This window comes from Nonlabens spongiae (assembly GCF_002117125.1).
GTDB lineage: Bacteria > Bacteroidota > Bacteroidia > Flavobacteriales > Flavobacteriaceae > Nonlabens > Nonlabens spongiae.
Genome location: NZ_CP019344.1, coordinates 1,461,649 through 1,487,314, shown reverse-complemented (window position 1 = coordinate 1,487,314; position 25,666 = coordinate 1,461,649). Strand labels below are relative to the sequence as shown.

Here is a 25,666-nt window from a genome sequence, read left to right as displayed (position 1 = left end):
TAATAAAACAAATATAGGGTATTGAGTCGCTTAATTACCCTTCACCTAATAAACTTCTCCGTATGAAATTGAAATACTTAATAGCAGGTCTCCTTTTAACTGCATCAACTGCATCAGTCTTAGGGCAAAGCGAGGCTCAAAGAAAATATATTTCTAACAACACAAATTCTAAATTTCAAGATCTGGCAAGACAGGAGCTTAATAGATATAATGAGGAACGCTTAGCACGTATAGATGCATATCTCCAGGTAAATAATGTACCTGTTAAATATAGAGATGAGAAGGGGAATCTTGTGGTTCTAGAAGATGTGACTCAAAGTGGCGATCCTAAATATGTCTCTATTTATAATCTACCTGGAGTCAGAACTATTGAAGCACAGAAACTCTATCCTGGGGGATCACTAGGCGTAAATGCTACTGGCAATGGTATTGTTGTAGGGATTTGGGATGGTGGAGATGTGAGGTCTACTCATACTGATTTATTATCGAGAGTAACTTTATTGGAATTTTCAAGAATTCTTGACAATCACGCAACACATGTTGGTGGAACTATTATAGGAGATGGAACAACCACATCATCTCGGAGAGGCGTAGCTTATGAGGGGACGCTTAGAAGTTATGATTTACAAGACGATACAGGTGAGATTAGACCTGAAGCTGAAGCCGGAATGATTCTAAGTAATCATAGCTACGGATTAGTGCTTCAAAATAATTTGGTATATCTGACTGGTAAATACGACTCTGATGCTAGAGGGTTTGATATCATAACTTATTTTAATCCGTTTTTCTTACCGGTTGTTGCTGCTGGAAATGATAGAGGAGATGGTTTCAATACTAGTGATTCAGGTTATGATTTGATAACAGATAAGGCTATTGCCAAAAATGTTATCACGGTGGGAGCAGTAGAACAAGAATTGAATTATACTAATCCGAGCGATGTGACTATGTCAACTTTTAGCTCATGGGGTCCTGCAGATGACGGTCGTATAAAACCTGATATTGTTGCAGTTGGAGTTAACGTGACAAGTCCAATCGCTACATCAGATACTGCCTACGGGACTCTGAATGGTACATCAATGGCTACTCCTATGGTCTCTGGTGGAATTGCTCTTTTACACGATTTATATGATGATCTTAATCCTTCTCAAGTCCTGAGATCAGCTAGTATGAAAGGATTAGTTTTAAGCTCAACTAAGGAAGCTGGTAACGCTGCTGGTCCAGATTATCGTTTCGGGTGGGGGCTTATGGATGTGGAAGCTGCTGCTCAAGTTCTTCTTAACGAAGGTAGCTCTACATTGATTCAAGAGGAGGAGTTGACATCTGGTGCAACTTTTACTAGAAATGTTGTTTCAAACCAATCAAAGTTAAAAGTTGCGCTTTCTTGGACTGACCCTTTTGGTAATACAAATTCCGCTCCTGAAGATGATCCAACACCTGCCTTGGTAAACGATTTAGATATTAAACTCACTGATAGTAATGGTGTAGATTTTTTCCCATGGAAACTTAATGTTAATAATTTTACTGCAGCTGCTACAAAAGGTGTTAACGATGTTGACAATATTGAGATTGTAGAGATTGATGCTCCAGCTGGTTCTTATTCGATAACAGTTGATCATAAAGGTAGTAGTTTACGTTTTGGATCACAAGAATTCAGTTTAATCATTCAAGGTGCTGACCCAGGAACTCTTTCGACTTCAACTGATACTTTGGAAACGGTGAAAATCTATCCGAACCCAGCAAATAATTTTGTGAACGTAGCAATGAATGGACAGTTGAGCGGATCTAAGATAAATATCACGATTCATGATATTTTGGCTAAACAAGTCCTCAATAGAAGTTTTGACAACAGCTCTGTTTTCCAACAAAGAATTGATATCAGCACATTAAAAAGTGGTGTTTATCTTATGAATGTTTCTGATGGTAGTGCAAGCACTACTAAAAAGCTTATCGTGAAGTAGTACTCTTTCACGTTCAATTATTGAGTAAAAACCACAGCTTGCTGTGGTTTTTTATTTGTTTAAGCATATTTTAGCTTTCTTCATTTACCTTTAGAAGAAAAAATGAAAAGACACTTTGTTCTATTCTTTCTGATCTTTAGCTCTATATATGTCCATGCTCAGAATTCTGTAGTAGGAGTTTGGAAAACCATTGATGATAAAACTGGCAAGGTCAAATCTCATATGGAGATCTATAAAAAAGGCGATAAATATTACGGTAAAGTTCTGAAGGTTATTGATTCAGAGGCTCCTCAGAATCCTATCTGTCAAAATTGCGAAGGTAAATTCAAAGATCAACCTATTATCGGTTTAGAAATTATGTGGGGTTTAGAAAAAGATGGAGATGAATATGAAAATGGAACCATTTTAGACCCTGAAAAAGGGAAAACCTATAAATGTAAAATTTGGTTAGATGAAAATGATCCCAACAAACTTAATGTAAGAGGTTACGTTCTTTTTTTATACAGAACACAGATCTGGGAACGGCTCAATTCTTAATCTCCAAGGTTTCTAGAAAAGAGGGAAATGACTCTCTCCATTGTTTTTCATTATGTTCTCCACCTGGAATTATCGTTATTTTGGTAGTCATATTCTCTTTTGTATCTAAAAGAGACTGCATGGACCTCATTTCTTGGACAAGCTTTTCACTCTCTGAATCTCCACCACTTAGGTATATAAAAGTGGGTAGGGTGATTATTGTATCCTTGGAGAGCCGATATATCTTATCTGAGAACCAATAAGAAGGAGAGAATACACCAGCAGCACTAAATACTTTAGGTTCAGAAAATAGTGCGTAATGTGCAAATAATCCACCCAGGGAACTCCCTGCAATTACGGTATTTATTCTTGAGTGTTGAAATTGAAATTTGCGTTCTATGTGGGGCATTACTTCATTGATGAGAAAAACTAGGAATTCTTCTGCTTTTCCTCCACCATACTTTTTATGTGCGTAAGGAGTGAGTTCATTGATACGCTCAGCATTACCATGATCAATTCCTACGACAACTGGTTTTTGATTCACATTTATATTGTTGTCAATAGCTTCGTCTACCTCCCATTCTCCTGCGTAGCTTGTTTCATCGTCAAAGAGATTTTGAGCATCAAGCATATAGATAATCTTAGATTTTGAAAAATCTATGTTCTGTGATGGTAGATATATTCTTATTTTCCTTGGAGTGCCATTGTAATTTAAAGAATCCACCACCACTTCCTGAGCTGGACTTAAATTTGAAAGGCATATCAGAAAGCAAAAAAGTAAAACCAATCTCTTAATTTTCATGACCAGATATTTTTTCTGCTATTCGCTGAAGTTTTTTGAGATCTTCTTTGTTCTCCATATTAGACTCGACATCCATAAGGCATAATTTAGTTTGATACCTTATGATCTCGTAAAATTTATGATTTACAGCTTTTACCGTCATCAAATATAAGAGCATGTCAAAAATTTTATACATAACTGTAAAATCATGTTTGCAGTACTGCCTATAAGGAGCTAACACGTGGTAGATCATGTCTGAAAATTCAAGATCGTTTAGGCTCAAAATAGGTTCCTCTTCATCATTGCAGATGACATTTGTATCGTTCTTTAACATTCGTAATGCTAGAAGTTCCGTTAGATAATTTAGAGTGTCCACCGCTGTACCAGGGTCGTTTACCCCTGGTGACATAGCTTTGATTCCTATTTCGGCAATTTGCTTGACACCTAAGATATAATTGTCACTCACCAGTTCTGTATTGCTGAAATTGAAATTTTTATAAAGCTGCTCCAGATCCTCGTCTGACACTTTATTTTTGGTTTTGAAGATGATGTCTTCATCTCTTAGATATGAGCCTTTTAAAGATAAAACGTGCATTTTGTTCTTAGAAGTTTGCATAAATTCCTTTAGTGCGGTGGTGCTTAAGTTTTGAAATGTTCCCGCTTGTGGTGTTTTGTATTCGTACCATGACTCGAGATTGTCAAATCCTGGATGATCGTTTTGACCGTCGATGATTATTTGTAGATGCTTTCGCGAAAGCGTAAATATCTCGCGCATTATATGATTGATTTGTATACTGGAAGAAATGCTGTGGATAAAGTAAATAAATGCGGTAAGTGCCGTGAGAGCTATAGCAATAGAAATTATAATTGAGAAGCTGGGTAGCTGGTAGTCATTTCCCGATGGATCCACATCTAGTACGATCATAATACTGTAGAGAATGGTTCCAAAAAAGATCCCTAATACAAATTGATGTTTTTTTTCTGAAATAAGGTTGGGTAAAATACGCGGACTGTAATTTGTTGCAGCCTGATTGAGAAGAAGCATCACCATGGAGAAGGAGAACACTAGTATACTTATACCTCCAGCGATGAAGGTTGTGAGTAGATTTCTTGCAGTGTCAGCATCATGAAGGATCAGTAAAGGTGCATGCTCACTTATTAATTCACTAACTCCAGCTCCCTCAGCAATTTTTGCTCCTGATGCTAGTAATATGGCAGCTATGGCTATAAGAACTGGATAAAAGGCAATGCTGCTGGTGGTCGCATTATAAAAGGACTTGATTCTCGTTAGGATTTTCATCAAAGTTATCTTCTTAGGACAAGTTAAGTATTATGTAAAAACAATGTGGCTACAATTAAGTCCATTTTAATATTTTAAGTCTAATTACGAACTCTTGAGGTAACGAAATATTAAGTGAATTCACAATTTCTTAACCCATATGTAAAAAGTTAAGATGGTATTTTGTAGATTAATAAAAAATTATGAAAAATATTGAATCTCTTTTTGAATATACCGTGGGGCAATTTGAAGCTATCGATCATTTGCTGACCATGGGTGTGGGAGCGCATCTCGCCGCACTCGTTTTTTTTATTCTCGTTTCTAGATTCGTAGCTCCCAAATATCGGGTTGCGACTGCTTTGTCATGTATCGTTATGGTAAGTGCAGGGTTGATTCTGTTCAGTCAGGCTACGATGTGGACTGATGCTTTTGCCTTTAATGGCCGTGTCTATGAACCTACAGATCTTACTTTCAGCAATGGATACCGTTACGTGAACTGGATGGTGACCATTCCATGTCTTTTGACTCAATTACTAATTGTATTGAATATAAGAGGAGCGGCATTGTTTAAAACAGCCGCAGCGCTCATATTTTTTGCATGGGGTATGATCATTACGGGATATGTGGGTCAGCTCTATGAAGTGGAAAGCATTGATCAATTGTTGGTCTGGGGTGCAATAAGTACGGCATTTTTTGTGGCAATGAATTGGATTGTCGGAACTAAGATTTTCACCAGCCGTAAAACCATGCTGGGTGGAGCTGGGTCAACAATCACTAAAGTATTTTGGTTAATGATGTTTGCTTGGACTCTTTATCCTATAGCATACTTAATTCCATGGATCGCTAATAGTGCTGAAGGAGTCGTATGGAGACAACTATTATTTACCATCGCAGACATCAGTTCAAAAGCAGTTTATGGCCTTATGATAACTTACATCGCCATTAAACAATCTGCTGCCTCTGGATATATTCCTGCGCAACAAATGTTGAACCTGATAGGTCAGGATTCCGTGCAGACTAAATAATGCTGGTATATCTTAAAAGATTATATAAGAGCATAGCGCTATTACCTTCGATAATAGCGCTGTGCTTTGTCGTACTTGCTATTCTCATGAATCTCATAGAAATAGATTATGCAGAATACAGCTTAACTGATGCGCTCGCGGTCAGTGATAAAAAGGACTCGCAGTATATTTTCTCATTCATAATAGGTGGGATATTTACCCTGACCATTTTTAGTTATACCATGGTCATGAATGTTTTGAATAGAAATATTAACAACTATTCGCCACGCTTAATTCCTCTAATACTTTCGGAGAGGCACCATCAGTTGATTTTAGGATTTACGAGTGGTACGATCTTGTATTCCATGGTGATGAGTTTGAGTTTGACAAATGACAATGGTGGTTATTTTCCAACTGTGGCGTCTGGACTAGGGATTATTTTTGCCATGGCTTGTGTTCTCCTTTTTATTTATTTCATACACAGTGTTTCTCAAAGTATTCACATCAATTATATTATCGATGAAGTATATGAAAAAGCAAATAAAGACTTAGAGAAGTTTAAATCAAAAGAGGAGTTCTTTTCTAACTATGAAGGTGAAGATTTATATCATGAAATAGTCAATTCTGGGAGTTGTGGATATCTACATGACTTCAATGTTAGCGAATTATACAAGGATGCAAAAAAAATGGATGTGTCCATCCAGATCGTCAAGTTCAAGGGAGCGTTTATCTTAGAAAATGAGGTTTTTCTTAAATCAAGTAGAGAGCTCAGCGAGGAAGAGATTGAGAAAATCAAGGATCATTTTGTTATAGACCATACGGTGTGTTCAGATGTGTTTGAAACCAATGTTAAACACTTAGTTGAGGTAGGGGTTAAAGCCTGTTCTCCAGCTATTAATGATCCTGGGACAGCTCTAAATGCTGTTGATTTTCTTCAACAATTGATGATTAATAGGTTTAAATTTGAAGATTATAATGTATATAGCGAGGGGATTGAAAATCAGATAATTGTTTTTAATACCATCGAAAGGAAAAACCTTTTTGAAACCGTTTACCACGAGATGTATTATTACATGAAAGACGATCCCGTCTTAAATCAGGTTTTAAAATCACACGTTAGCCACTTACGAACCCTTTTTCCTGAACTCTCGTTTATTAGAATCCCAGTCAACATTTGAAGTTCATTGCCTCAATACTGGTTTTTGTAATCTATCAATTCTCTGAGTTGAAATTCATGAATTATCAACTAGTGATTTTCCTGAATCTTTTTTTGATCTTGAGCATCGGTATTTTACATGGGTCTAACGACCTTGTTATATATAAAAAGGTTACCGGAGTAAAATGGAAATACTTGATCATCAATTATGTTTTGGTTGGGTTATTATTTTTTGCTGCATATTTCATTTCTCCTTTTATATGCGTGCTCTTGTTTGTCTTGGTCAGTGCTTATCATTTTGGTGAAGAACTTTATGAGTCTGACGGTTTATCATTTTCCTGGATTCACAAGTTGTCACTGGGGCTTCTCATTTTCCTGATGATGTTTGTTTTAAACGCGGCAGAATTTGATATCGTACTATTCGATCTCACGGGTACAGAAAACTCTTCAATCTTGCTTATTTCGTTAACTATTGCCTCGGGCCTTTTGTATCTTATTTATTTAGGTGCTACACTGTTGAAAAAACAGGTGTCAGTTAAAGTCGCCGTGAGCCAGATAATCAACTTAGCATTTATGGCATTGCTTTTCTATGGGCTTAATTTGTTTACCTCGTTTACCGTGTTTTTTGTTTTCTGGCACAGTTTGCCTAGCCTTAGCAGTCAAATGAAGCGTCTATATAAGGAAAACAAAACCTGGCTGAAATATGTGAAAGATGCAGCACCTATTTACATGATATCTCTTTTAGGGATTGCAATTGGGTACGTGTTAACTTATAATCAAACTTATTTCTATCATTTTGCGCTGCTTATCGCTATAATTGTAACTGTTCCTCATATAATCATCATTCACAAACTGTATGGCGATAAACAAGCCACTTGATTTATAGCAACCCCTTATGACTTATACTACCCAAGAAAAAATAGATTTGTTGTCTCAGTTGATTCTTATGGCTCTCGCAGATAATAAATTGTCACCAGAAGAACTGGAGTTTCTTAAAAAGATAGCGCAACGCATGGATATAGAGGAGTCAGAACTCATGAGTATGATCCGGTACCGCGATGAATTGACCGTTTCAACACCGCAAAGCCATACAAAACGTATTATTCATTTCCACAAATTACTATTGATGATGCATATAGATGGTAAAGTTAATGATGGCGAGCTTCAGCTTCTTCATGAGGTAGCTTTGAAGTATGGTTTTCGTAAGTCAGTGGTGGACAGTTTGCTAAATGCTATGAAGAACTACCCTCACGGTGAAATCCCACCCTCTGAACTGCTTACGATTCATAGTTCTCAAAACAACTAGCGACACTTCGTCATGTTTAAAGTTGTATTTAGCTGACATATAGTCTTGTTTTTGAATTGGTATTGAAGTTGCCTATTGGTAATCAAAATCAATAAAATTCAATATCATGACTTTAACACATAGAACAAGCAATAACAACTGGTTACCATCTTTGATCGATGAAATGTTCAACAACGATTTTATGGGTGGAACTGCAACGATGAACAAGAGATTTATTCCAGCTGTGAATGTTTCAGAAATGGAAAACAAATTCCAACTTGAGATGTCTATTCCAGGCTTCAAAAAAGAAGAGGTACAAATTGAAGTAGATAATGACCTGCTGACTATCTCTTCTGAGGTGGAGAATAAAGAAGAAGAAACTACGGAGCAATTTACACGCCGTGAGTTTTCTAAGCGTTCCTTCAAGAGAGCTTTCAATATTCCTGAAACTGTGAATCAAGATAGCATTGATGCATCTTATGAAAATGGAATCCTGACTATTGCTCTTCCTAAAAAAGAAGAAGCATTGCCACAGCCTAAGAGAATGATTGCTTTGAAGTAATCAGCGAGATTTAGAATTAGTCAAAGCCCGATCATTTGCGATCGGGCTTTTTTATATCTATACTATTTAGATCTAAACCTCCACAATCCTATCCAGCGTAAATTTGATCAATCGCTCGACGGTTTCTTGAGGTTGCTCAGAAAAGGCGCCAGTGGCTCTATTGGCAAGAATGGCGTTTAGCGATACGGCTTCATGCCCTAGAAGTTTGCTGAGCGCATAGATACCAGAGGTTTCCATCTCCAGGTTGGTGATTTGGTGGCCATCAAATTCAAAGTTGGCAATGCGATCATTCAATCCTTCTGCTGCGGGATTCAAACGCAATTTTCTCCCTTGTGGACCATAAAAACCTACATTAGTAATAGTATTTCCGTTATTCATATCTATGGTTTGGAAACGTTTTGCAAGCGTTTCTGAGCAGTGTACAACGTAGGGAACGATGTTCAATCGTTGGGTATTGAGCTGTTCTTGTACCGCTTTCGCGAAAGCGGAATCCCCACCGTCATTCTCGTACCAGTGGAACAAGCTGTCAAACCCGATCCCACGCTGGCTTAAAAGAAAGCTGTCCACGCCTATCGAGGGCTGCACTGATCCTGAAGTCCCCACGCGGATGATATTGAGGCTGGTGTGCTGATCCTTCAATTCTCGACTGTCAAAGTCGATATTTACGAGGGCATCCAGCTCGTTGAAAACAATGTCAATATTATCAGTTCCTATCCCTGTGGAAATCACGCTGATTCTTTTGCCGCGGTAGGTGCCCGTGTGGGTATGAAATTCACGGCGGCCTACTTTATGCTCTATGAAATTAAAGTGCTTGGAGACTTCCGTAACTCGTTCTGGATCGCCTACCGTTATAATGGTGTCAGCAATCTGTTCTGGGCGGAGATTCAAGTGGTAGATACTGCCATCTGAATTAATAATCAGTTCTGAGGGTGATAGAGGCATTAGCTTTGTATTGCGATGAGTGAGATTTCTACATTAACATATTTGGGGAGATTTGCAACCTCTACGGTTTCGCGTGCAGGTGCCGTTTCTTCATTAAAGTAACTTCCATAGATCTCGTTCACAGTGGAGAAGTTACCCATGTCGCTCAAAAATATTGAACATTTCACTACATCCTCAAAATCCATGTTTACCTGATTGAGGAGACTTTTTAAATGATTCATCACAAGATGGGTTTCTTCTTTTAAATCGTCAATTTTAAGATCTCCACTAGCAGGATCGATAGCGATTTGACCGCTAGTGTATAATGTTTTGCCTTGAGGTGTTTGATATAAAACGGCCTGATTATATGGGCCTATAGGTTTGGGAGCAAGCTCCGTGTAAATGATTTGCTTCATGAGCTAAAGGTACGTAATGCTTAGGATTCAAAGAATCGATTTGTTCAGGAGTTGTGTATATCTTTGTCTCAATTTTAAAGTCTTTGATTAAGTGATAGCACCCGTAGCAGCGCCTAAGAAAATTGAATCGATCAGTGTATTTGATATGTTGAAAATAGGAGTAGGGCCATCCAGTTCCCATACTCTGGGACCATGGCGTGGCGGTCGCAACTTTATTGACAAACTGCAAAAAAGAAGGGTGCTTTCCCAAGTCATGGAGGTAAAGGTGGAGCTGTACGGGTCCTTGTCACTTACTGGTAAAGGACATGCTACTGACATTGCAGTAATGATGGGACTGCTGGATGAAGATCCACAAAGCTGTGACATTGCCGCCATTCCTGATCACGTAGAACTGATCAACTCGACCAAAAGTCTCTTTCTCGGTAAAGCAGTAAAAATTGCTTTTGACCCAGCCACCCAAATAAAGTTCAACCGTAAATTCTTGCCGTTTCATCCTAATGGGATGACTTTTAAAGCAACACTGGAAGACGGTAAGAAAATCTCAGAAACCTATTTTAGTATAGGTGGTGGTTTTTTTGTGCAACGTGAGCGCAAACGCGCTGCTCGTAAGCGTATGGTGTTTGAATGTTTCCCGAGGCCCATTGAAACCGCTGAGGATTTATTGATGCACTGCCGTCAAGAAAATAAACCAGTATCTCAGATCGTTTTGGAGAACGAGCTCTATCTCAATGAGGAGAAGGAAATTGACAAAGGGCTCAGGCAAATATGGGATGTCATGCTGGACAGTATGTATACTGGTTGTCATACAGAGGGAATTCTTCCAGGCGGTCTTAACGTGCGCCGTCGAGCTTATGATTCCCACGCAAAACTTCAAAAGGGGAAGAGCTACTCTGATAAGTACGAGTGGATTGAGGCCATCAGGAAAACAGAGGTCAAATTTCGTGAGATTCTCAAGTGGGTAACCTGCTTTGCCCTTGCTGTAAATGAGGTAAACGCATCTTTAGGTAGAGTCGTCACTGCGCCTACAAATGGAAGCGCTGGTGTGATTCCAGCAGTGATGATGTACTATATGGTTATCGAGAACCATGATGCAGATTTTGAAGATATAAAGCGCTATTTGCTAGTCGCTGGAGCTATAGGTACCTTATTTAAAAAAGGAGCTACCATTAGTGCCGCTATGGGTGGCTGTCAGGCAGAGATAGGAGTGAGCAGCGCCATGGCAGCCGGTGCATTGACAGAGCTCATGGGCGGTTCTCCTGGTCAGGTGATGATGGCAAGTGAGATTGCCATGGAACATCATTTGGGATTAACCTGCGACCCCATTCAGGGATTGGTTCAAGTTCCTTGTATCGAGCGCAACGCAATGGGTGCGATAAAGGCTATAAATGCCTGCGAGATGGCGCTGGATGGCGACGTGAAAAATATTAAGGTTCCTCTGGACAAAGTGATCGCTACCATGTGGCAAACGGCTCAAGACATGAATTCCAAGTATAAGGAAACAAGTGAAGGTGGCCTTGCGGTTAATGTCGCCTTGTCAGATTGTTGATGCTTTTTTTAGCATAACCCTAATATTGCCACACATTTCAAGCATGTACTTTTGATTGATTACAATTGTATATGACCAGAAATACTCTTTTCAATCGCATCCCAATCTTCTTCATTCTTCTTTGGGTCGTAGCCTGCTCTACCTTAAATACTCAGATAAAAGGAGTTCCAAACGTTTCGACTCAAGATCAAGAGCATAGAAGCTTTTACCTGATTGGGAATTTATCTTCAGATGTGGGTGACCGTGACCAAAATCTGATTACGGCAGTAGAGTACATCAAGAAAAATGCGCAGGACCTAGACTATACTTTGTTATTAGGTGATAATATTGAGGCAAAGAAAGTTTTTGCTCGTGATCAAGATAGCGCAGATCTAAAATCCTTAAGCAGGCAACTTGACCTATTTAATGATATCAAAGGCAGCAAATATGCTATTCCAGGAGATCATGACTGGAACGATGAAGGGCTTGAAGGTCTCAAGAAAATTGAGAAACTGGTCGAGGAGCGCTGGGATAACAATGATGCCTTTCAGCCTGAGAAGGCCTGCCCATTTGAAGAAATCAATGTTTCAGAATCCATGCACCTTTTTATCGTAGATTCTGAATGGTATATACGCGACTGGAATGAGAACCCTGAATTCAATGATAAGTGCGAGATCACTACCCGTAAGCAATTTCTCGCCGTTCTGGGAGATGAGATGCGCAAACAGCGCCACAAGACCGTAATTCTAGCCATGCACCACCCTGTTTATACAAACGGGCTCTACGGCGGGCGCATAGCAGACTATAACTTGTATAAACCCACGAGAGAGAATGTATACATCCCGTTTTTGGGATCGGTGTGGAGTTTTATAAGAGCTCAAGGAGGCGTATCCCGTCAGGATCGATTCAACCCCAAAATGAATGAACTCATGGAGGAGATCAAGACCATCTCGCTGGGTTTGGATCGATTGTTTGTGGTGAGTGGACATGAGCGCAGTCTACAGTACATCGATCAGGGCAGTTTGCGACAGGTGATTTCTGGGAGCATATATGAGCAGCAAGCAGCGTCCCTGGGGAAGAATGGTCTGTTCTCTTCCGGTAGCAATGGATTTGCAGAGTTACGGGTCTACCCAGACAGATCTTCTACCGTTCATTTTTACGAGATTAAAGATGGAAAGGTGCGAGAAGTTTATGGGAATACCGCTTTCGCGAAAGCGGAACAATTCAACATAGACTCCTTACCGCAAGTAACTGAAAAATTCAAAACAGCATCCATCTATACCAAAGAAGAAACCGATGTCGATGAAGATCACGAGAACTTCTATGGAAAACACTACCGTGACCTGTATGGCACAGAAGTAAAAGCTCCAGTGGTGTTGATCGATACGTTATACGGTGGGTTGCGCATAGAACGACCTGGCGGTGGTAATCAGACGCAAGGATTGCGATTAGTAGATAGCCTGGATCGTGAGTTTAATATGCGGGCGCTAGAAAAAGATGCGCTGCGATTTTTACAAAGTGCGGGTTACGATCAGCTCGATGCAGAGCAATATTTTCAAGAAACCTTTCCAGAAGAACTGGTGCGCGACTTTTATACCGCGGCCCATCCCTATGGTGCTTTTGCGATACCGATTATGGCAAAAGCGATAGATGTAGGACATACAGAGCCTAAATTATTTTATGTTCCTAAACAAAAAGCCTTGGGGGATTTCAATACTACTCACGGCAACCGTTTGTATATGATCGTTGAGAAGCCAGATGATTCCTTTAAAGCGCCAGAGATGTTCGGTAAGAATGAAGACATTGAGAGCACTACAGACCTTTTTGAAAAAATAAGAAAAGACGAGAAGAACAATATAGATGAACGGGTCTACATAAGGGCACGCATTTTTGATATGTTGCTAGGGGACTGGGATCGCCATCAGGATCAATGGCGCTGGGCGCAGGTTCAAGATCCCAGTGATGAGGATGCACATACCTTCATGGCGATACCCAGAGATCGCGATCAGGTCTTTTCTAGATTTGATGGTAGTCTTTTTGATTTCTTGAGAAAGTACATGAGCGCGATAAGACAATTTGGTGTATACGGGCCAGATATTGAACACATCAAAGAATTCAGCAAAAGCGCTGAAAAATTAGATCGAGCTTTGCTCCAAAAAACTTCGCTCAAAGACTGGGAAGAAGAAGCTCGATTTATCCAGCAAAATTTGAATGAACAGATCGTGCGAGAAGCTTTTGAGCAAATGCCAGAGGAGGTTAAGACGGAATCTTGGGCACAGACACAGCGTGATCTATTGGCTCGCAAGGACAACTTGGTTTCTATAGTGCAGCGATTCTATGATCAATTTCTAGAATTCCAAACCCTTAAAGGGACTGATGAGCCTGATCATTTTCTTATTTCGCGTAAGCGTAACGGTATTACACGGGTTGTGGCACATAGATGGGAAGATGGTGAACTAGGAGCCCAGCTGTTTGATCGCACATTTGACGTTGCGACCACTCAGGATCTATGGCTCTTTGGTCTGGATGATGATGACATTTTTGTAGTAGAAGGTGAGACAAGTGGGCAAACTGTTGCCATTGCTATTTCTGGCGGGAAGGATGATGATACTTATGAAATCAAAGAAGGTAAGAAAATCAAGGTCTACGATTATGAAAGCGAGGATAATGAAGTTGAAAATAATGGAGGCTTTATCGTATTGCGAGATGATTATGATATCAATCATTATGATTATGAGCGCAAGCCCATTAGAACTGCAAAAATCAAGTTGAATAATGAGTATAATCCTGATCTGGGTTATATACCTACTCTAGGATATTCCAAAGAAATTATAGGTTATGAGGCAAATCCCTACAGCCGTAAGTATGGAATTGAAGTCAATTATCATAGCTTGACTCAGGCAGCGGTTTTTAAACCTTCTGCTGGATTATCAAATGTGGTAGGGCATTATAATCTAGAGTTTGAGGGACTGCTGACCACAAACAACTACACAGAAAATTTCTTTGGATTTGGTAATGATACAGATTTTGATCGAGATGCTGATTTTGATGATAATCGCGTTCTATTGCAAAGAAGAGAGGCAAAGCTATTTTTAGATCGGCAAGGTGATTATGGAAGCCGTTTCCAGTTTGATGTAGGCTATCAAAACATAGCTTTGGAAAATGAGGATGACGATCAGTATTTGAATTTAGGAGGGATTTATACCTATCGCGCGGTAGACAATGAGCGATTTGCCACAAATGGAATGCATTTCACTCTAGATGCGCGCTTTACTGACGATCTTACAGAAGATAGCGATTTTTTCAATGTTGATCCCAGTTTGACATTATGGAATGCAATAGATAATAGTAGAGACTTTGTTCTTAAAACAACTATTGGAGCTCAGACGAGACTAGGCGACCAGCCAGAGTTCTATCAGGCGGCGCAACTGGGAGCAGAGAACGGATTGCGCAGTTACCGTATGAACCGATTCTTGGGAGACGCTACACTATATGGGAGCGCAGATGTTCTCTATGACTTTGTCCCGCTCAAGACCCGGATACTTCCCTTGCATATCATGGGTTATCTAGGATTTGACGCTGGTAAGGCATGGTGGCGTGGAGATACTACAGGTAATATCCATACAAGTTACGGTGGTGGACTTGAATTTCTTATGTCGGGACTGTTCAAAGGAAGTATTTCCTATTTTTACGGTGATGAAGGCGGTAGACTGCAATTTGGTTTGAGATTCTCAAAATAATTCAAGCTACGACGCTCTGATAATTTCAATCCCGTAACGATGACTAACGACCAAGTCCTTGCAGAAGAGTTGCCATATATTGAAGAGTTTGACTTCAAGAAACACCCGAGGCGTTTTCTAAATAAGAAATTGATCGCGAGTACACTTTTCTTTATCCCTTTCTTGATCGCTATATTAGTATTGGGACTCACTATTGACGAAATAGAAACTTGGGTCACCATTACCGCTCTGGGAGCGTGGTTGTTTTTGCTGCTCCTAAGTGTTTTTATCTCCTTTAAAGGATATTTTGTCAGGGGGTATATTTTGCGAGAACTAGATATTACCTATCGCAAGGGATGGGTTTTTCATCATCAGATAACCGTTCCTTTTAATCGCATTCAGCATACAGAGGTCAGCCACGGTCCCATAGACCGTATGTTTAAACTCAAACAGCTCGAGATCTATACTGCTGGAGGATCAAGCAGTGACTTGAGTATCTCTGGGCTTGACCCACAGGAAGCAGAACGTCTTAAAGAATACATTGCAGAGAAAACAGCAAAATATGCTTAACCTCAGTACACCAAGACGACAGAGCAAACTCAGTATCCTACTCTATCTTTTCAAGGGCTTAAAAGGAATAATCACATATGTAGTTTTTGGTTATTTAGGAAGCCAGTCTATGGGGGGAATCTACTTTCTCTACTTTACGATTTTTATTGCGGTAATGGCGCTGGTGGGACCATTTATCAATTATTGGTTCTTCAAGTTTCATATCGAGAACGATGAATTCATCATTAACAAAGGTTGGCTCAATAAGGAGAAAAAAGCCGTTCCTCTTGAGCGCATCCAGTCCATCAATATCAATCAGAACCTGATCCAGCGCATTTTAGGCATTGCCGCCCTGGAAGTAGAAACAGCAGGGTCAAAGGCTAAAGAGCTTGAGATACCAGGATTACAGCGCAGCTTTGCACGCGAGTTGAAAAATTATCTCAATGAGAAAAAGCAGATCGTAGTAGATGAATTAGAAATAAAAACGGAAGACTCTCAATCGTCTGAGAAACCAGAAGGAGATATAAACCCTGATGCTACTGAATCACACGTCAGTAATCACCAGTCTAGTATGGAGAAGAAGACAGAAAGTCTCGAGATTTTGATGCAACTCGACTTTTTAGATTTGCTAAAAGTAGGTTTCACTCAGAATCACCTGCGTAGCGGCTTTGTGGCGCTGGGTGTTGTATCGGGATTCTGGTTTCAAATCAAAGATCTTGCAGAAGATTACTTTAAGGAATACACAGATCAGGTAAGTATCGAGAGTGCGGTGCGGGCTGCCACCCTGCAATTGTTGATTGTGACACTCGTCGCGTTTCTGATTATATCTGTTTTAGTGAGTCTGGTCACGGTGATCAATAAATTCTGGGGATTCAAAATGGTTAAGCAATATGATTATCTTGAAGTGAGTATGGGGCTGTTTAATCGCACAGAAACTAAAGTACCGCTCAATAAAATCCAATTGTTAGAATTTCATTCAAATCCGCTACGTAAGCTTTTGGGTTTTCACACCGGTAAAATTTTTCAGGCTCAGAGCGAGAACAATCGCACAACCAGCATTCAGGTTCCTGCTTGTAAGCGAGAACAGATCTTAAGGCTTCAGTCTCTGATATTTGGAAAACTTGTTATGGAAAATGCGCCCGTGCAGCTGCATTCTAATCCATGGTCCCATCTACGGTTGCAATTTTATATTACTGGAGTTATCAGTATTGTGGCTATGATCTGTGGATATTATTTTGATCTGTTATGGTTGATCGTAGCAGCTGGTATTTTCTTACCCTATACTTTGTTCATGGCTTATCAGTACGGGAAATATAGCCGGGTAAATCGCGATGATGAGTACATCGTTTTCTATAAGGGTTGGCTCTTCAACAGTATTATCATTTCGCCCATCTATAAGACTCAAGCTGTTGAGAAATGGCGCAGTATATTTTTAAAGCGTCGTCGGGAGTGCCACATTAATATCCATACGGCAGCAGGTTCTCGCGGTTTGAAATATCTTAAGGACAATCAAGTATCCCAGTTTATCAACCAAGTGAATAATCAGGTGCTTGTGGAAAATAGGCCCTGGATGTAAGGTTGAGTGGCTTGTCGCTGTACCGCTTTCGCGAAAGCGGAAAAATTATAGAGAATATAAGTGCATAACAACTTTAGAATACCCATCAGAAACGTGAGAATATTTAGAATTAATAGCCACGCGCTCAATGCCAAATCATTTTACGAAATTCAAACTCGTATCTAAGCTCTAATCTATACACCTAATCTACCCAAAAAATGTTCTCAAAAGAGGAAGCAAAACAAATAAGGCAGGATTTCTGGATCATGTTTGGTAAACGGTACCAGCACAAGTGGATGTTGTACAATACCGGAATCAAAGATGTGAATTTCAAATTCTCATTTGAAAAGGGTAGAGCGATGGTCTCAATAGACATCGAGCATGCTGATGAGATCTTCAGAGCCTATTATTTTGAAAAATTCACCTCCTTCAAATCGATTATGTTTGATGAGATTTCTGAAGATCTAATATTTGATGAGCATTACCAGCTAGATTCAGGTAAGGAAATTTCTAGAATCTATCTTTTCATGGACGGCGTAAAAATCATGCGCAAAACCGACTGGCCACAGGTTTATGAGTTCTTTTATGAAAATATGATGGCATTTGAACGTTTTTATCTGGAGTACAGGGATTTCATAAAGGAATAAGTCTAGTCTTTTAAGAGTTTTGGCTTAAAGGATTTTTTTGTAAATATTGTAATTTATCTTATAAGTTCCAGTCATCTAATTTATCACTTAAATTAAGGCTGCAAGCCCAATGTTTTTCATTAAGATATAGGTATAATTTCTATATTTAACTATGTTTTAAGGTTTAGGGAATGCGTAGAATTGGCTCCTCAACATTTTTATTGTTGATCTTTTTATTAATAACAACCAGCTTGGTAGGACAGGTAACCACAAAACCTGACTCGCTGCGCGCAGTAATAAAGAGTTTACCAGAGAATAAAAAACCTTTGGATCTCATGCGCCTATCATTTTATTACGCTGGGATCAATAACGATTCTGCTTTATATCTGGCGGATCGCGCTTTAAAAATCTCCAAAAAATATCGAGATAGCATTAACATTATTAGAGCGCATCGCATTAAGGGTGTTGCTTATTTTGAAATAGGAAATACAGATTCCATGATGCTTCATTATAATAGAGGAGCAGAGCTCGCCCTTAAGAGTAATGAGGAACTACAGTACGCTCATTTTAAAAATAATATAGGCAACCATCTTCTCTCGAGAAGTGTCTATGACAAGGCTATCGAGAATTTCTATGAGGCTAAGCGGGTTTATGACGTTTATCCAGATCTCTATGATCGCGCCATGATTAATAATAATCTGAGTTTAGCTTACCGAGATATTAATGATTATGATAAAGCACTCAAATTTGCGAGACTCGGTCTTGAAGTCAGGAAACAAATAAAGGATAGTGTGGACATCGCAAACTCCCTGAGCAATATCGCATCCATCTATATTTTACTCAACAAACCAGAGGAAGCGAGGACCGCAGCCGAGAAAGCTATCGATATATCACATCAAATAAATGATACGCGACACATCCCCAATTCCTACGTTCACATAGCATGCAGCTATCGTATTGAGGGCGACTGTGAGAAGGGAATCGAAGCTTATAAAAAGGCTCTGGAATATTCTACCGTGAATGAAAATCAGGCAATTGAAGCGGAAAACTATAATTCTATTGCCTACGCCCTCTATGAATGTGATAGATACGATGAGTCCATTGAAAATGCTGAACTTTCATTAAAACTAAGCAGAGAGCTGGATTTAAAATATACGTTGAGCGAAGTGTATTACATCTTAGCGCTCAATCACATCCAAAAAGGCAATAGTGAACTTGCCATTGAGTTTACGGAAAAATGGAAAGAACAATACACATTGGTTTACAATAATGATCTTAATGATGTTATTGCTGAATCTGAGGTTTCTTATCGAGTAGATGACTACAAAAGGAAAATAGAGCTCGAGAAACTTAAAAAGGAACAAGAGGCTTATAAGAATAAAGTACTTTGGTATGCCATAGCGGGAATACTAGTGATTGTGAGTTTATTAATTTTCTTTTTGTACCAATTCAACCGTCGCAAGCATGAAAAGGCCCTTGCCGCAGAAAAGGACAAGAACTTTAAGGCTATCATTTATGCAGAGGAAAAGGAACGTCAGCGTATCGCCCGCGAGCTCCATGACGGGATTGTTCAGCAATTGGGAGCGACGGTAATCAAAGCTCAAAACACACTCGTCAAGATAGGAGCGGAGCAAAATGCGCAAGCCCAGTCGATTATCACAGATATAGAAAACACGGGAAGGGAAGTACGTGATCTATCCCATCAAATGATGCCTAGAGCACTGGAGTCAGGACTGGTAACGGCATTAGAGGAATTATTTGCAAGTACCTTTTCACCACTACAAATCAGCTACGATTTTGAGCATCGTGACGTCGAGAATAAGTTGCCCGATAATGTGGAGATAACCCTGTATCGCATCGCGCAAGAACTGGTGAATAATATCATCAAACACAGTCAGGCCACATCCATCCAGATTCAACTGTTTATCATGGTCAGCAACGTGATATTCATGATGGAGGATAATGGTGTAGGCTTGAAAAAGTCTTCTAGTCAGGGCATAGGAATGAAAAATATCAAGACTCGAGTAGATCTGATCAAAGGCGATGTAAAATTTAATATCTTGGAACCAGGAACCTTAGCTACGATAAAAATTCCGCTTGATGAAAACTAAAGTCCTCATTGCAGATGATCATCCGCTTATTGCAGAAGGCGTTCAGAAAACGATCGACCAGAGCGATCGTTATGAGGTTGTGCAAGTGGTTGAAAATGGTCAGTTGGTTTTGGACTATCTAGAGAACAATCAGGTGGACATCATTTTACTGGACATAGAAATGCCGGTGATGAACGGTATTGAGTGCGCACGTAAAGTTTTGCGAGATCATCCCGAGCAAAAAATCGCGATCCTCTCCTTACATCAGGACATCTACACGATAAAAAAAGTCCATGAATCGGGTATTAAAGGGTATATGCTTAAAACCATTCCACCTGCAGAATTATTGCATGCGCTAGATACAATCACACGTGGAGGTAGACATTTTGATGCGGCCATAACCGAGAAACTGCTAGATGGCAAAAAAGGCAAAGCCGAAACCCGATTTGATGAACAGAAAGGACTCATTTCTGAACTGACTGAAAGAGAGTTGGAAATCATCAAGTTGGTTTGTCAGGGCATGAGTACTAAGGAAATTGCAGAAAAGATTTTTGTAAGTTTCAAGACAGTGGACAGCCACCGTACCAATATCATGCGCAAACTCAACCTCAATAACGTCGTATCTCTCGTACGTTTTGCACTTGAAAACGATTTATGTTAGAACATAATCTGGTTTGAAAAACCCATTTCAGGTAATTCCCTGAGACGATTCAGGTAATTCCCCTATTTCAAGGGTATGATGATGGTTCTAGTTTTGGTGTATCAACACTAAAACACACATCATGAAAACTTTATTCAAATTCAAATCCTACATTTTTCTAGCGCTTTGCCTCACTGCAATGCCTGTAATGCAAGCTCAAGACGCTGCAGATCCAGCTCAGGCTGAACTCGTTCATGGTTTTTCGGAAATTCTCGTAGAACTATTCAAAAATGAAAAATTTAAACTAGTTGCTACTGAAAAAGGACAGCTGAGTCCTAAACAAAGTACGGGTGAGGTGGTGTTCAAACAAAAAAAGAACCGTCAGTATGTATTTGTACTTGCCTATCACGCTGACAGACCAGTAACTCCGTTAATTGATGTTTCTAACGAAGACAAGTCTCAAACTACTACCCTCAACGATTTCTTTTCTCCTTACACAATGAATAACCATCCCTTAGTTCCTAAAAAAGTTAAAATGCTCAAGGCAGAATTTGGAAGTAATGTGAAGGGTACCTTCACTTTTGAAATATTCAACAGTTCTGATGCTGGATATGCAGAGGTTATGGTCTTTGAGAAAAAGATGTAGTGTATAGTTTTTACGCTTTCGCGAAAGCGAAACAATTCACAAATACATTTGAAAAAAAATCATGAAACCTTTTCATACATTGCTTTTAGCTATACTGATCTTGTTTCCAACGCTCGTTGTAAGTCAATCAATATCTACTGATCAGAACAATTTGATCCAAGCTATCAATCAGATACTGGATGAAAATAAAATCCCTAACATTAAAAACCTGGATCGCGATCTGCAGTCCTACAAAGACGATTTTGAATACATTAAAACACTTTCCAGTAAGATGGAACCTCATTCCAAAAGTCTTGCTCAGAGCACGGGTTGGGATCAATTTATCATTCCAGAGAGCTCGCTCACGGGTTACCGTTGTGTCAAGGGCGGCTGCCGGGATGGTGATGGTATCCTTGAAATAGACCGCAAAAACATTTACTATTTGGGACAATTTGCAGATAAAAAAGCACACGGCGAGGGCGTTCTTTATTTCGTCGATAACGGTTTTCTAAAAGGAACTTTCAGGAGGGGTTTTCTACAAGCCGTGATCTTTATTGGAACAAAACTTCAACTTGCCCAACTCACGGCAGATAGCGGCGCGCTCAGAACGGCAAGCAACTGGTATCACAATGATTTTGACGCCCTCTATACCGGTGCTATAAACAATCAGCTGGAATTTGCAGAAAACAATTTCAAAAATAAACTGCAGAGTACATATATGGATTTAACCCTGAGACAGGATGATGATGGTAAGGTTACTTCATTTTTTGGAAAACTTGCTGATGGTCAAGGAAATATCTATGAATCTGATTTTAAGCCAGATCTCAAACCTGCAGATGGAAAGTTCAAGTGGACGCGACCCAGCGGTGAGATTGTAGAGTCAAAAATGGTAGGAGGAGAGATGCAGCGCTTCAACGTAATTATTAGAGATGATAAAACCATATATTTTGGAGAGGTAGATGAAGAGTGGCGGCCTCACGGCAAGGGATTTGCGACGGTAGATGGTAAGCGCTTGCCTGACGAGCAATGGAATCATGGCAATCCTGTCGCCTCTTCAAAACCTGGTAAAGGTCCGGAAAAAATTTCTTACCGTGAGAAAGTGATGACAGTAATGAAGATGCTTTGCCGCAAGGAAGGCTGGAGTAAAATAAAATATTGTAAAGTTCCTGAAGGCAACTATGTAGATGTCCACTCTACAGGTAATAATAAAATTATGATGGTCAACCTGACAGAGCAACCCCAGAAATTCAAAATCAGACTGTTGTTTACAAATATGTGCGATGAATTCTCATTAAAAAAATGGCAGACCATTACGATACCGGCAGGTAATCCAAATGATTTAGGTAAAAGTGGTAGAAGACTTTTTAAACTTTGTCTACCACCTGATTCCAGCAAGAGCTATGGTATTGAAATCAAAGGAGAGGATGCTAAGAATGTATATTGGGTAATCAAAAAATAGATTTTCTCAATTCACCCTATCTCGCTCACCCTCACTACCACCATCGCGATTTCTCAGGTCTTTGACGTCACTCATCCCAAAACTACAACTCAAGTAAAAGCGCGCCTGTCTGGAATCGCCGCCTCCGGCGCCAATGATTTGCAAACCTGGGAATTCAGTGGTGGCGTTCCAGTAAGATGTATAAAGCGCATCGTTAAGGCTCAGTTTTGCGGTCCAGTTTTCCCATTTTTTCTGCAATCCTAGGGTCAGGGATCCCAGCGGATCGGTCTGGTAGGTTCCTCCCTATACGGTAGGGCCGCTATACCATCCAGAGATTTCTGCGGTCCACCCGCTTGTCGCGCCTGCCCTGAGCGAAGTCGAAGGGAAAGCGTAATTCAATTGAGCATAACCACCATAGGTAGTCTGGTCGATGCTGATGAAGCTTGAGTCAGTAGAGTTGTACTCATCGTGCGTAAAATAAGCACTGGCATATCCATTGAGTTGCTCGGTAATTTTAAAGGGTGATCCCACGCTCAGGTTATAGATTTCTTGATCGGCTACGTCTTGACTGATCAAAAAGTTCCTGCCATCAGGTATCGGCTCTGTAATCCGGGCAAAGGAATCGGTAATATAACTGTAGCTCAAGCTGGTTGTGAGTTTGTACTTAAAAGTATGCGAGAGCTTCAATTTGTCCGTATATTGAGGTTGCAAAAACGGATTTCCCCTACGACTGCTCAGCGCAACGCCCCAAGGTAAGATGAATAGTGCTATATGTTTTGAGGTTTTGATTTCGGTTCTATTTAGTTTGAAAGCCCCCTCCCTGCATCCGGCGAGGAACGAGAGGAATGCAAATTGGGGGTGTTCGCTGGATTCCGTTTATGTTTTTAGAAGAGCTCATAAGAAAAAGAAATATTGAAAAAAGTGATCATGGTAGACGACGAAGACGCGGGTCGCAAGCTGATCTCCCAATACCTCGCGCATCATCCTGAGATGATCGTGGTGGGTGAGGCGAATAACGGTGTAGATGCGGTCAAGATCATCAATAAATTCTCACCAGATCTAGTCTTTATGGACGTGCAAATGCCGGGCATGACTGGCTTTGAGGTTTTGGGGTACCTGGATGAATTGCCCAATATCATTTTCAGCACGGCTTATGATCAGTATGCGTTGCAGGCTTTTGAGGTTCATGCATTGGACTATTTGCTCAAACCATACACACGAGAGCGATTTGATACGGCTCTGGCAAAAGTCAATAAAAGCGACACCGTAACCGTACTTCCTCTGGCTGAGGAACAACTCGCCGCTAAAAAAGACTATCCCGATCGTGTCATCGTGCAAAAAGGAAGTAAATATATTACGATCTCAACATCTGATATCGAGTACATAGAAGCTTATGGCGACTACGCCAAAATCTTCACCGCAGAGGATCAGCTACTCAGTAATAATGGACTCGGAGCATTGGAGGATAAACTCGATCCCAAAGAATTTATGCGCGTACACCGCAGCACCATTCTCAGGCTGGAACATGCTCAAGAGATTAGTAAAATAGGGAAGGGCTTTGTGATCACCACCAGCAGCGGTAAAAAAGTACGGGTAAGCCGCAGCTATGCGCAAAAGATTAAGGATTTGATGGTGTAAGATTGAATAGGGTTTGCTCCATAATTTGTGTATGAACTCTTAAAGCCATCAAGCTTTTGATCACATTCAAATTGCGTCAGAAATTCAATGCAAGCTGACTCAAGGTTTCTTCTTCTTGTTAAAGATTCTGTAGAAAATAAAGAGTCCCGCATAGAACCCCATGATGAAAATAAGAAATGTATTGTCCATAACTGCGTCTTTTATAGCATACGTGTCATTATGAGGAAAATGTTACACTTTTAGCCAACTAATATTTTTGAAATCAGCGTGTTACCCACGTTGATCCAAAATCCCATCCAGCAACTTTTTCACCTGTACATCGCCATAACCGTAGATAGGCTCGCGTTTGCAGAATTCTCTGAAGATAGTTCCAAAATCAGTAGTGTTGAGATCGTCCATGATCTGGAGGAGCGACTGAGTGGGTCTTCCTTGATTTCCAGCAGTAGGAATGCGGGCGATATGCGCCTCCACCGCAGCGGGTATAAATGGATGACTGTTTTTTAAGCGGTGCTCGGTTTTGGCCAGGTTATCCAGATCATTCTTTTGGTAGAACTCCCAAATTCCCGCCAGGTCATCCAGTGCAGTCAGTCCTGTTTTACGCTCAAAAACTTCCACCAATTCTGCTGTGGTCAAGCCTCCAAATCCATAAGGCGTATGCGCCGCAGGGCGGATCAAGTAGAGTTGCCTATCGCGATGCGATTGCCTTAAAATATGGATCACAAACCAAAAATTCACTTGGCAAAACAAATCATCTTCAAACCACAAATACACCGCCGCCGGCTCTGGAATGTTTTGGATTTTTACGAATTCTGGAACAGTGTTTTCCAAATAATCCTGCTCAGTAAAATCTGCATAATTCTTGCTAATGAATGCCGCCCGCTGCTTAAAAATGCGCTCAGGCTGTCACCCTGCACAGGCCCATCTACCAGACATTCCCGACCAACGATGATCTTCCCTGGAATCGTTTTGGGAAATTGCTCTTTTAAAGCATCGCCGTTGAGGATGTGGTAGTGGGTGTTCATTTACTTTCTAGGTAAAATTTTGATAATTAAAGATAGTGCAAACTGTTTTTTCAATAACCAACCTTTAAAATGAATGAGGAGAGCATAAATACTAACAATTTGATTTTATTAAGAAAAGCTTTACATTTATGCGACCATTAACGAAATCCCCCTTTAAAAAATGGCTGAACTGCATTCGTGAATGTGGTAAGCTTAGTTTTGAAGGGGTTTTTGTTTAGCGATGGGTCAAAAAAGAAAGCGACCCGTAAAGGCCGCTTTAAATGTTTTAGTTCGCAATTTGCTATTAACGATTTGAGCTCATGAAACATTTAAGCAAAAAAAATGCCTCCCAGTTGAAGTCGAGAGGCTAACTTAAATGTTT

The 25,666-nt window shown here is 40.1% G+C and carries 26 protein-coding genes; 17 read left to right on the top strand and 9 right to left on the bottom strand.

Going from position 1 to position 25,666, the window contains the following annotated elements; translation table 11 throughout:
- The first annotated feature begins 62 nt into the window (after window positions 1-62).
- Window positions 63-1,958 carry a S8 family serine peptidase gene (locus BST97_RS06810; RefSeq protein WP_085766534.1) on the top strand — a complete coding sequence of 632 codons (1,896 nt, stop codon included), beginning with the start codon at window positions 63-65 and terminating at the stop codon, window positions 1,956-1,958.
- Between the two features lie 102 nt (window positions 1,959-2,060).
- Window positions 2,061-2,495 carry a DUF2147 domain-containing protein gene (locus BST97_RS06805; RefSeq protein ID WP_085766533.1) on the top strand — a complete coding sequence of 145 codons (435 nt, stop codon included), beginning with the start codon at window positions 2,061-2,063 and terminating at the stop codon, window positions 2,493-2,495.
- On the opposite strand, the gene BST97_RS06800 is transcribed toward BST97_RS06805, so the two are convergent.
- Both BST97_RS06800 and BST97_RS06795 read right to left on the bottom strand, forming a co-directional pair.
- Window positions 2,485-3,276: an alpha/beta hydrolase gene (locus BST97_RS06800; protein ID WP_085766532.1), complete on the bottom strand. Its 792-nt coding sequence runs from the start codon at window positions 3,274-3,276 to the stop codon at window positions 2,485-2,487. The genes BST97_RS06805 and BST97_RS06800 overlap by 11 nt on opposite strands.
- Window positions 3,266-4,555 carry a DUF2254 domain-containing protein gene (locus BST97_RS06795; protein ID WP_085766531.1) on the bottom strand — a complete coding sequence of 430 codons (1,290 nt, stop codon included), beginning with the start codon at window positions 4,553-4,555 and terminating at the stop codon, window positions 3,266-3,268. Before BST97_RS06795 ends, BST97_RS06800 begins: the two co-directional genes overlap by 11 nt.
- Window positions 4,556-4,737: 182 nt before the next feature.
- Here BST97_RS06795 and BST97_RS06790 point away from each other — a divergent pair, with 182 nt between their 5' ends.
- From BST97_RS06790 to BST97_RS06770, 5 genes are all read left to right on the top strand, one after another.
- Window positions 4,738-5,559 carry a bacteriorhodopsin gene (locus BST97_RS06790; protein ID WP_085766530.1) on the top strand — a complete coding sequence of 274 codons (822 nt, stop codon included), beginning with the start codon at window positions 4,738-4,740 and terminating at the stop codon, window positions 5,557-5,559.
- Entirely contained in the window at window positions 5,559-6,716 is a 1,158-nt protein-coding gene (locus tag BST97_RS06785; protein WP_085766529.1) for a DUF2254 domain-containing protein, read from the top strand. The genes BST97_RS06790 and BST97_RS06785 overlap by 1 nt, the downstream gene beginning before the upstream one ends.
- Window positions 6,717-6,772: 56 nt before the next feature.
- Window positions 6,773-7,573 (top strand): Brp/Blh family beta-carotene 15,15'-dioxygenase, encoded by an 801-nt coding sequence (locus BST97_RS06780; protein WP_157111512.1) that lies wholly within the window; start codon window positions 6,773-6,775, stop codon window positions 7,571-7,573.
- A gap of 16 nt (window positions 7,574-7,589) precedes the next feature.
- A complete protein-coding gene (locus BST97_RS06775) occupies window positions 7,590-8,000 on the top strand; it encodes a tellurite resistance TerB family protein (protein ID WP_085766527.1) in 411 nt (136 codons plus the stop codon).
- A 106-nt stretch (window positions 8,001-8,106) separates the two neighbouring features.
- A complete protein-coding gene (locus BST97_RS06770; protein ID WP_085766526.1) occupies window positions 8,107-8,541 on the top strand; it encodes an Hsp20/alpha crystallin family protein in 435 nt (144 codons plus the stop codon).
- 72 nt (window positions 8,542-8,613) lie between these two features.
- Here BST97_RS06770 and BST97_RS06765 read toward each other — a convergent pair whose 3' ends face one another.
- Together BST97_RS06765 and BST97_RS06760 are read right to left on the bottom strand one after the other, a co-directional pair.
- A complete protein-coding gene (locus tag BST97_RS06765) occupies window positions 8,614-9,483 on the bottom strand; it encodes a nucleoside phosphorylase (protein WP_085766525.1) in 870 nt (289 codons plus the stop codon).
- The gene (locus tag BST97_RS06760; protein WP_085766524.1) at window positions 9,483-9,878 is read right to left on the bottom strand and encodes a Rid family detoxifying hydrolase; all 396 of its coding nucleotides are present in this window, start codon (window positions 9,876-9,878) and stop codon (window positions 9,483-9,485) included. Before BST97_RS06760 ends, BST97_RS06765 begins: the two co-directional genes overlap by 1 nt.
- A 145-nt stretch (window positions 9,879-10,023) precedes the next feature.
- Between BST97_RS06760 and BST97_RS06755 the strand changes: the two genes are divergently transcribed.
- The 5 genes from BST97_RS06755 (at window position 10,024) to BST97_RS06735 (ending at window position 17,873) form a co-directional block, all read left to right on the top strand.
- Window positions 10,024-11,424 carry an L-serine ammonia-lyase gene (locus BST97_RS06755; RefSeq protein ID WP_085768179.1) on the top strand — a complete coding sequence of 467 codons (1,401 nt, stop codon included), beginning with the start codon at window positions 10,024-10,026 and terminating at the stop codon, window positions 11,422-11,424.
- 71 nt (window positions 11,425-11,495) lie between these two features.
- Window positions 11,496-15,143 (top strand): metallophosphoesterase, encoded by a 3,648-nt coding sequence (locus BST97_RS06750; RefSeq protein WP_085766523.1) that lies wholly within the window; start codon window positions 11,496-11,498, stop codon window positions 15,141-15,143.
- A gap of 39 nt (window positions 15,144-15,182) precedes the next feature.
- Window positions 15,183-15,692, top strand: a complete 510-nt coding sequence (locus BST97_RS06745) for a PH domain-containing protein (protein ID WP_085766522.1) — start codon at window positions 15,183-15,185, stop codon at window positions 15,690-15,692.
- On the top strand, window positions 15,685-17,247 hold the full coding sequence (locus BST97_RS06740) for a PH domain-containing protein (RefSeq protein ID WP_085766521.1): 1,563 nt from the start codon (window positions 15,685-15,687) through the stop codon (window positions 17,245-17,247). The genes BST97_RS06745 and BST97_RS06740 overlap by 8 nt, the downstream gene beginning before the upstream one ends.
- 197 nt (window positions 17,248-17,444) lie before the next feature.
- The gene (locus tag BST97_RS06735) at window positions 17,445-17,873 is read left to right on the top strand and encodes a DUF4268 domain-containing protein (RefSeq protein WP_085766520.1); all 429 of its coding nucleotides are present in this window, start codon (window positions 17,445-17,447) and stop codon (window positions 17,871-17,873) included.
- A gap of 163 nt (window positions 17,874-18,036) precedes the next feature.
- On the opposite strand, the gene BST97_RS15945 is transcribed toward BST97_RS06735, so the two are convergent.
- Window positions 18,037-18,189, bottom strand: a complete 153-nt coding sequence (locus tag BST97_RS15945; protein WP_169711544.1) for a hypothetical protein — start codon at window positions 18,187-18,189, stop codon at window positions 18,037-18,039.
- Between BST97_RS15945 and BST97_RS06730 the strand changes: the two genes are divergently transcribed.
- From BST97_RS06730 to BST97_RS06715, 4 genes are all read left to right on the top strand, one after another.
- Window positions 18,188-19,963 (top strand): tetratricopeptide repeat-containing sensor histidine kinase, encoded by a 1,776-nt coding sequence (locus BST97_RS06730; RefSeq protein ID WP_169711543.1) that lies wholly within the window; start codon window positions 18,188-18,190, stop codon window positions 19,961-19,963. The two genes, BST97_RS15945 and BST97_RS06730, sit on opposite strands and share 2 nt — an antisense overlap.
- Window positions 19,953-20,603 carry a response regulator gene (locus BST97_RS06725; protein ID WP_085766518.1) on the top strand — a complete coding sequence of 217 codons (651 nt, stop codon included), beginning with the start codon at window positions 19,953-19,955 and terminating at the stop codon, window positions 20,601-20,603. Before BST97_RS06730 ends, BST97_RS06725 begins: the two co-directional genes overlap by 11 nt.
- Window positions 20,604-20,724: 121 nt before the next feature.
- Complete coding sequence (locus tag BST97_RS06720) at window positions 20,725-21,228, top strand: hypothetical protein (RefSeq protein WP_157111510.1); 504 nt, start codon at window positions 20,725-20,727, stop codon at window positions 21,226-21,228.
- Between the two features lie 61 nt (window positions 21,229-21,289).
- On the top strand, window positions 21,290-22,666 hold the full coding sequence (locus tag BST97_RS06715) for a hypothetical protein (RefSeq protein ID WP_085766516.1): 1,377 nt from the start codon (window positions 21,290-21,292) through the stop codon (window positions 22,664-22,666).
- Window positions 22,667-22,672: 6 nt separating this feature from the next.
- Here BST97_RS06715 and BST97_RS06710 read toward each other — a convergent pair whose 3' ends face one another.
- Together BST97_RS06710 and BST97_RS06705 are read right to left on the bottom strand one after the other, a co-directional pair.
- Window positions 22,673-22,903 (bottom strand): hypothetical protein, encoded by a 231-nt coding sequence (locus tag BST97_RS06710; RefSeq protein WP_085766515.1) that lies wholly within the window; start codon window positions 22,901-22,903, stop codon window positions 22,673-22,675.
- 45 nt (window positions 22,904-22,948) lie between these two features.
- Entirely contained in the window at window positions 22,949-23,383 is a 435-nt protein-coding gene (locus BST97_RS06705; protein ID WP_262497072.1) for an outer membrane beta-barrel family protein, read from the bottom strand.
- Between the two features lie 189 nt (window positions 23,384-23,572).
- Between BST97_RS06705 and BST97_RS06700 the strand changes: the two genes are divergently transcribed.
- Window positions 23,573-24,283, top strand: a complete 711-nt coding sequence (locus BST97_RS06700; RefSeq protein ID WP_245833672.1) for a LytR/AlgR family response regulator transcription factor — start codon at window positions 23,573-23,575, stop codon at window positions 24,281-24,283.
- A 270-nt stretch (window positions 24,284-24,553) separates the two neighbouring features.
- Here BST97_RS06700 and BST97_RS06695 read toward each other — a convergent pair whose 3' ends face one another.
- Entirely contained in the window at window positions 24,554-25,111 is a 558-nt protein-coding gene (locus BST97_RS06695) for a DUF1835 domain-containing protein (protein WP_211277477.1), read from the bottom strand.
- Window positions 25,084-25,305: a hypothetical protein gene (locus BST97_RS15990; protein WP_211277476.1), complete on the bottom strand. Its 222-nt coding sequence runs from the start codon at window positions 25,303-25,305 to the stop codon at window positions 25,084-25,086. Before BST97_RS15990 ends, BST97_RS06695 begins: the two co-directional genes overlap by 28 nt.
- Between the last annotated feature and the right edge of the window lie 361 nt (window positions 25,306-25,666).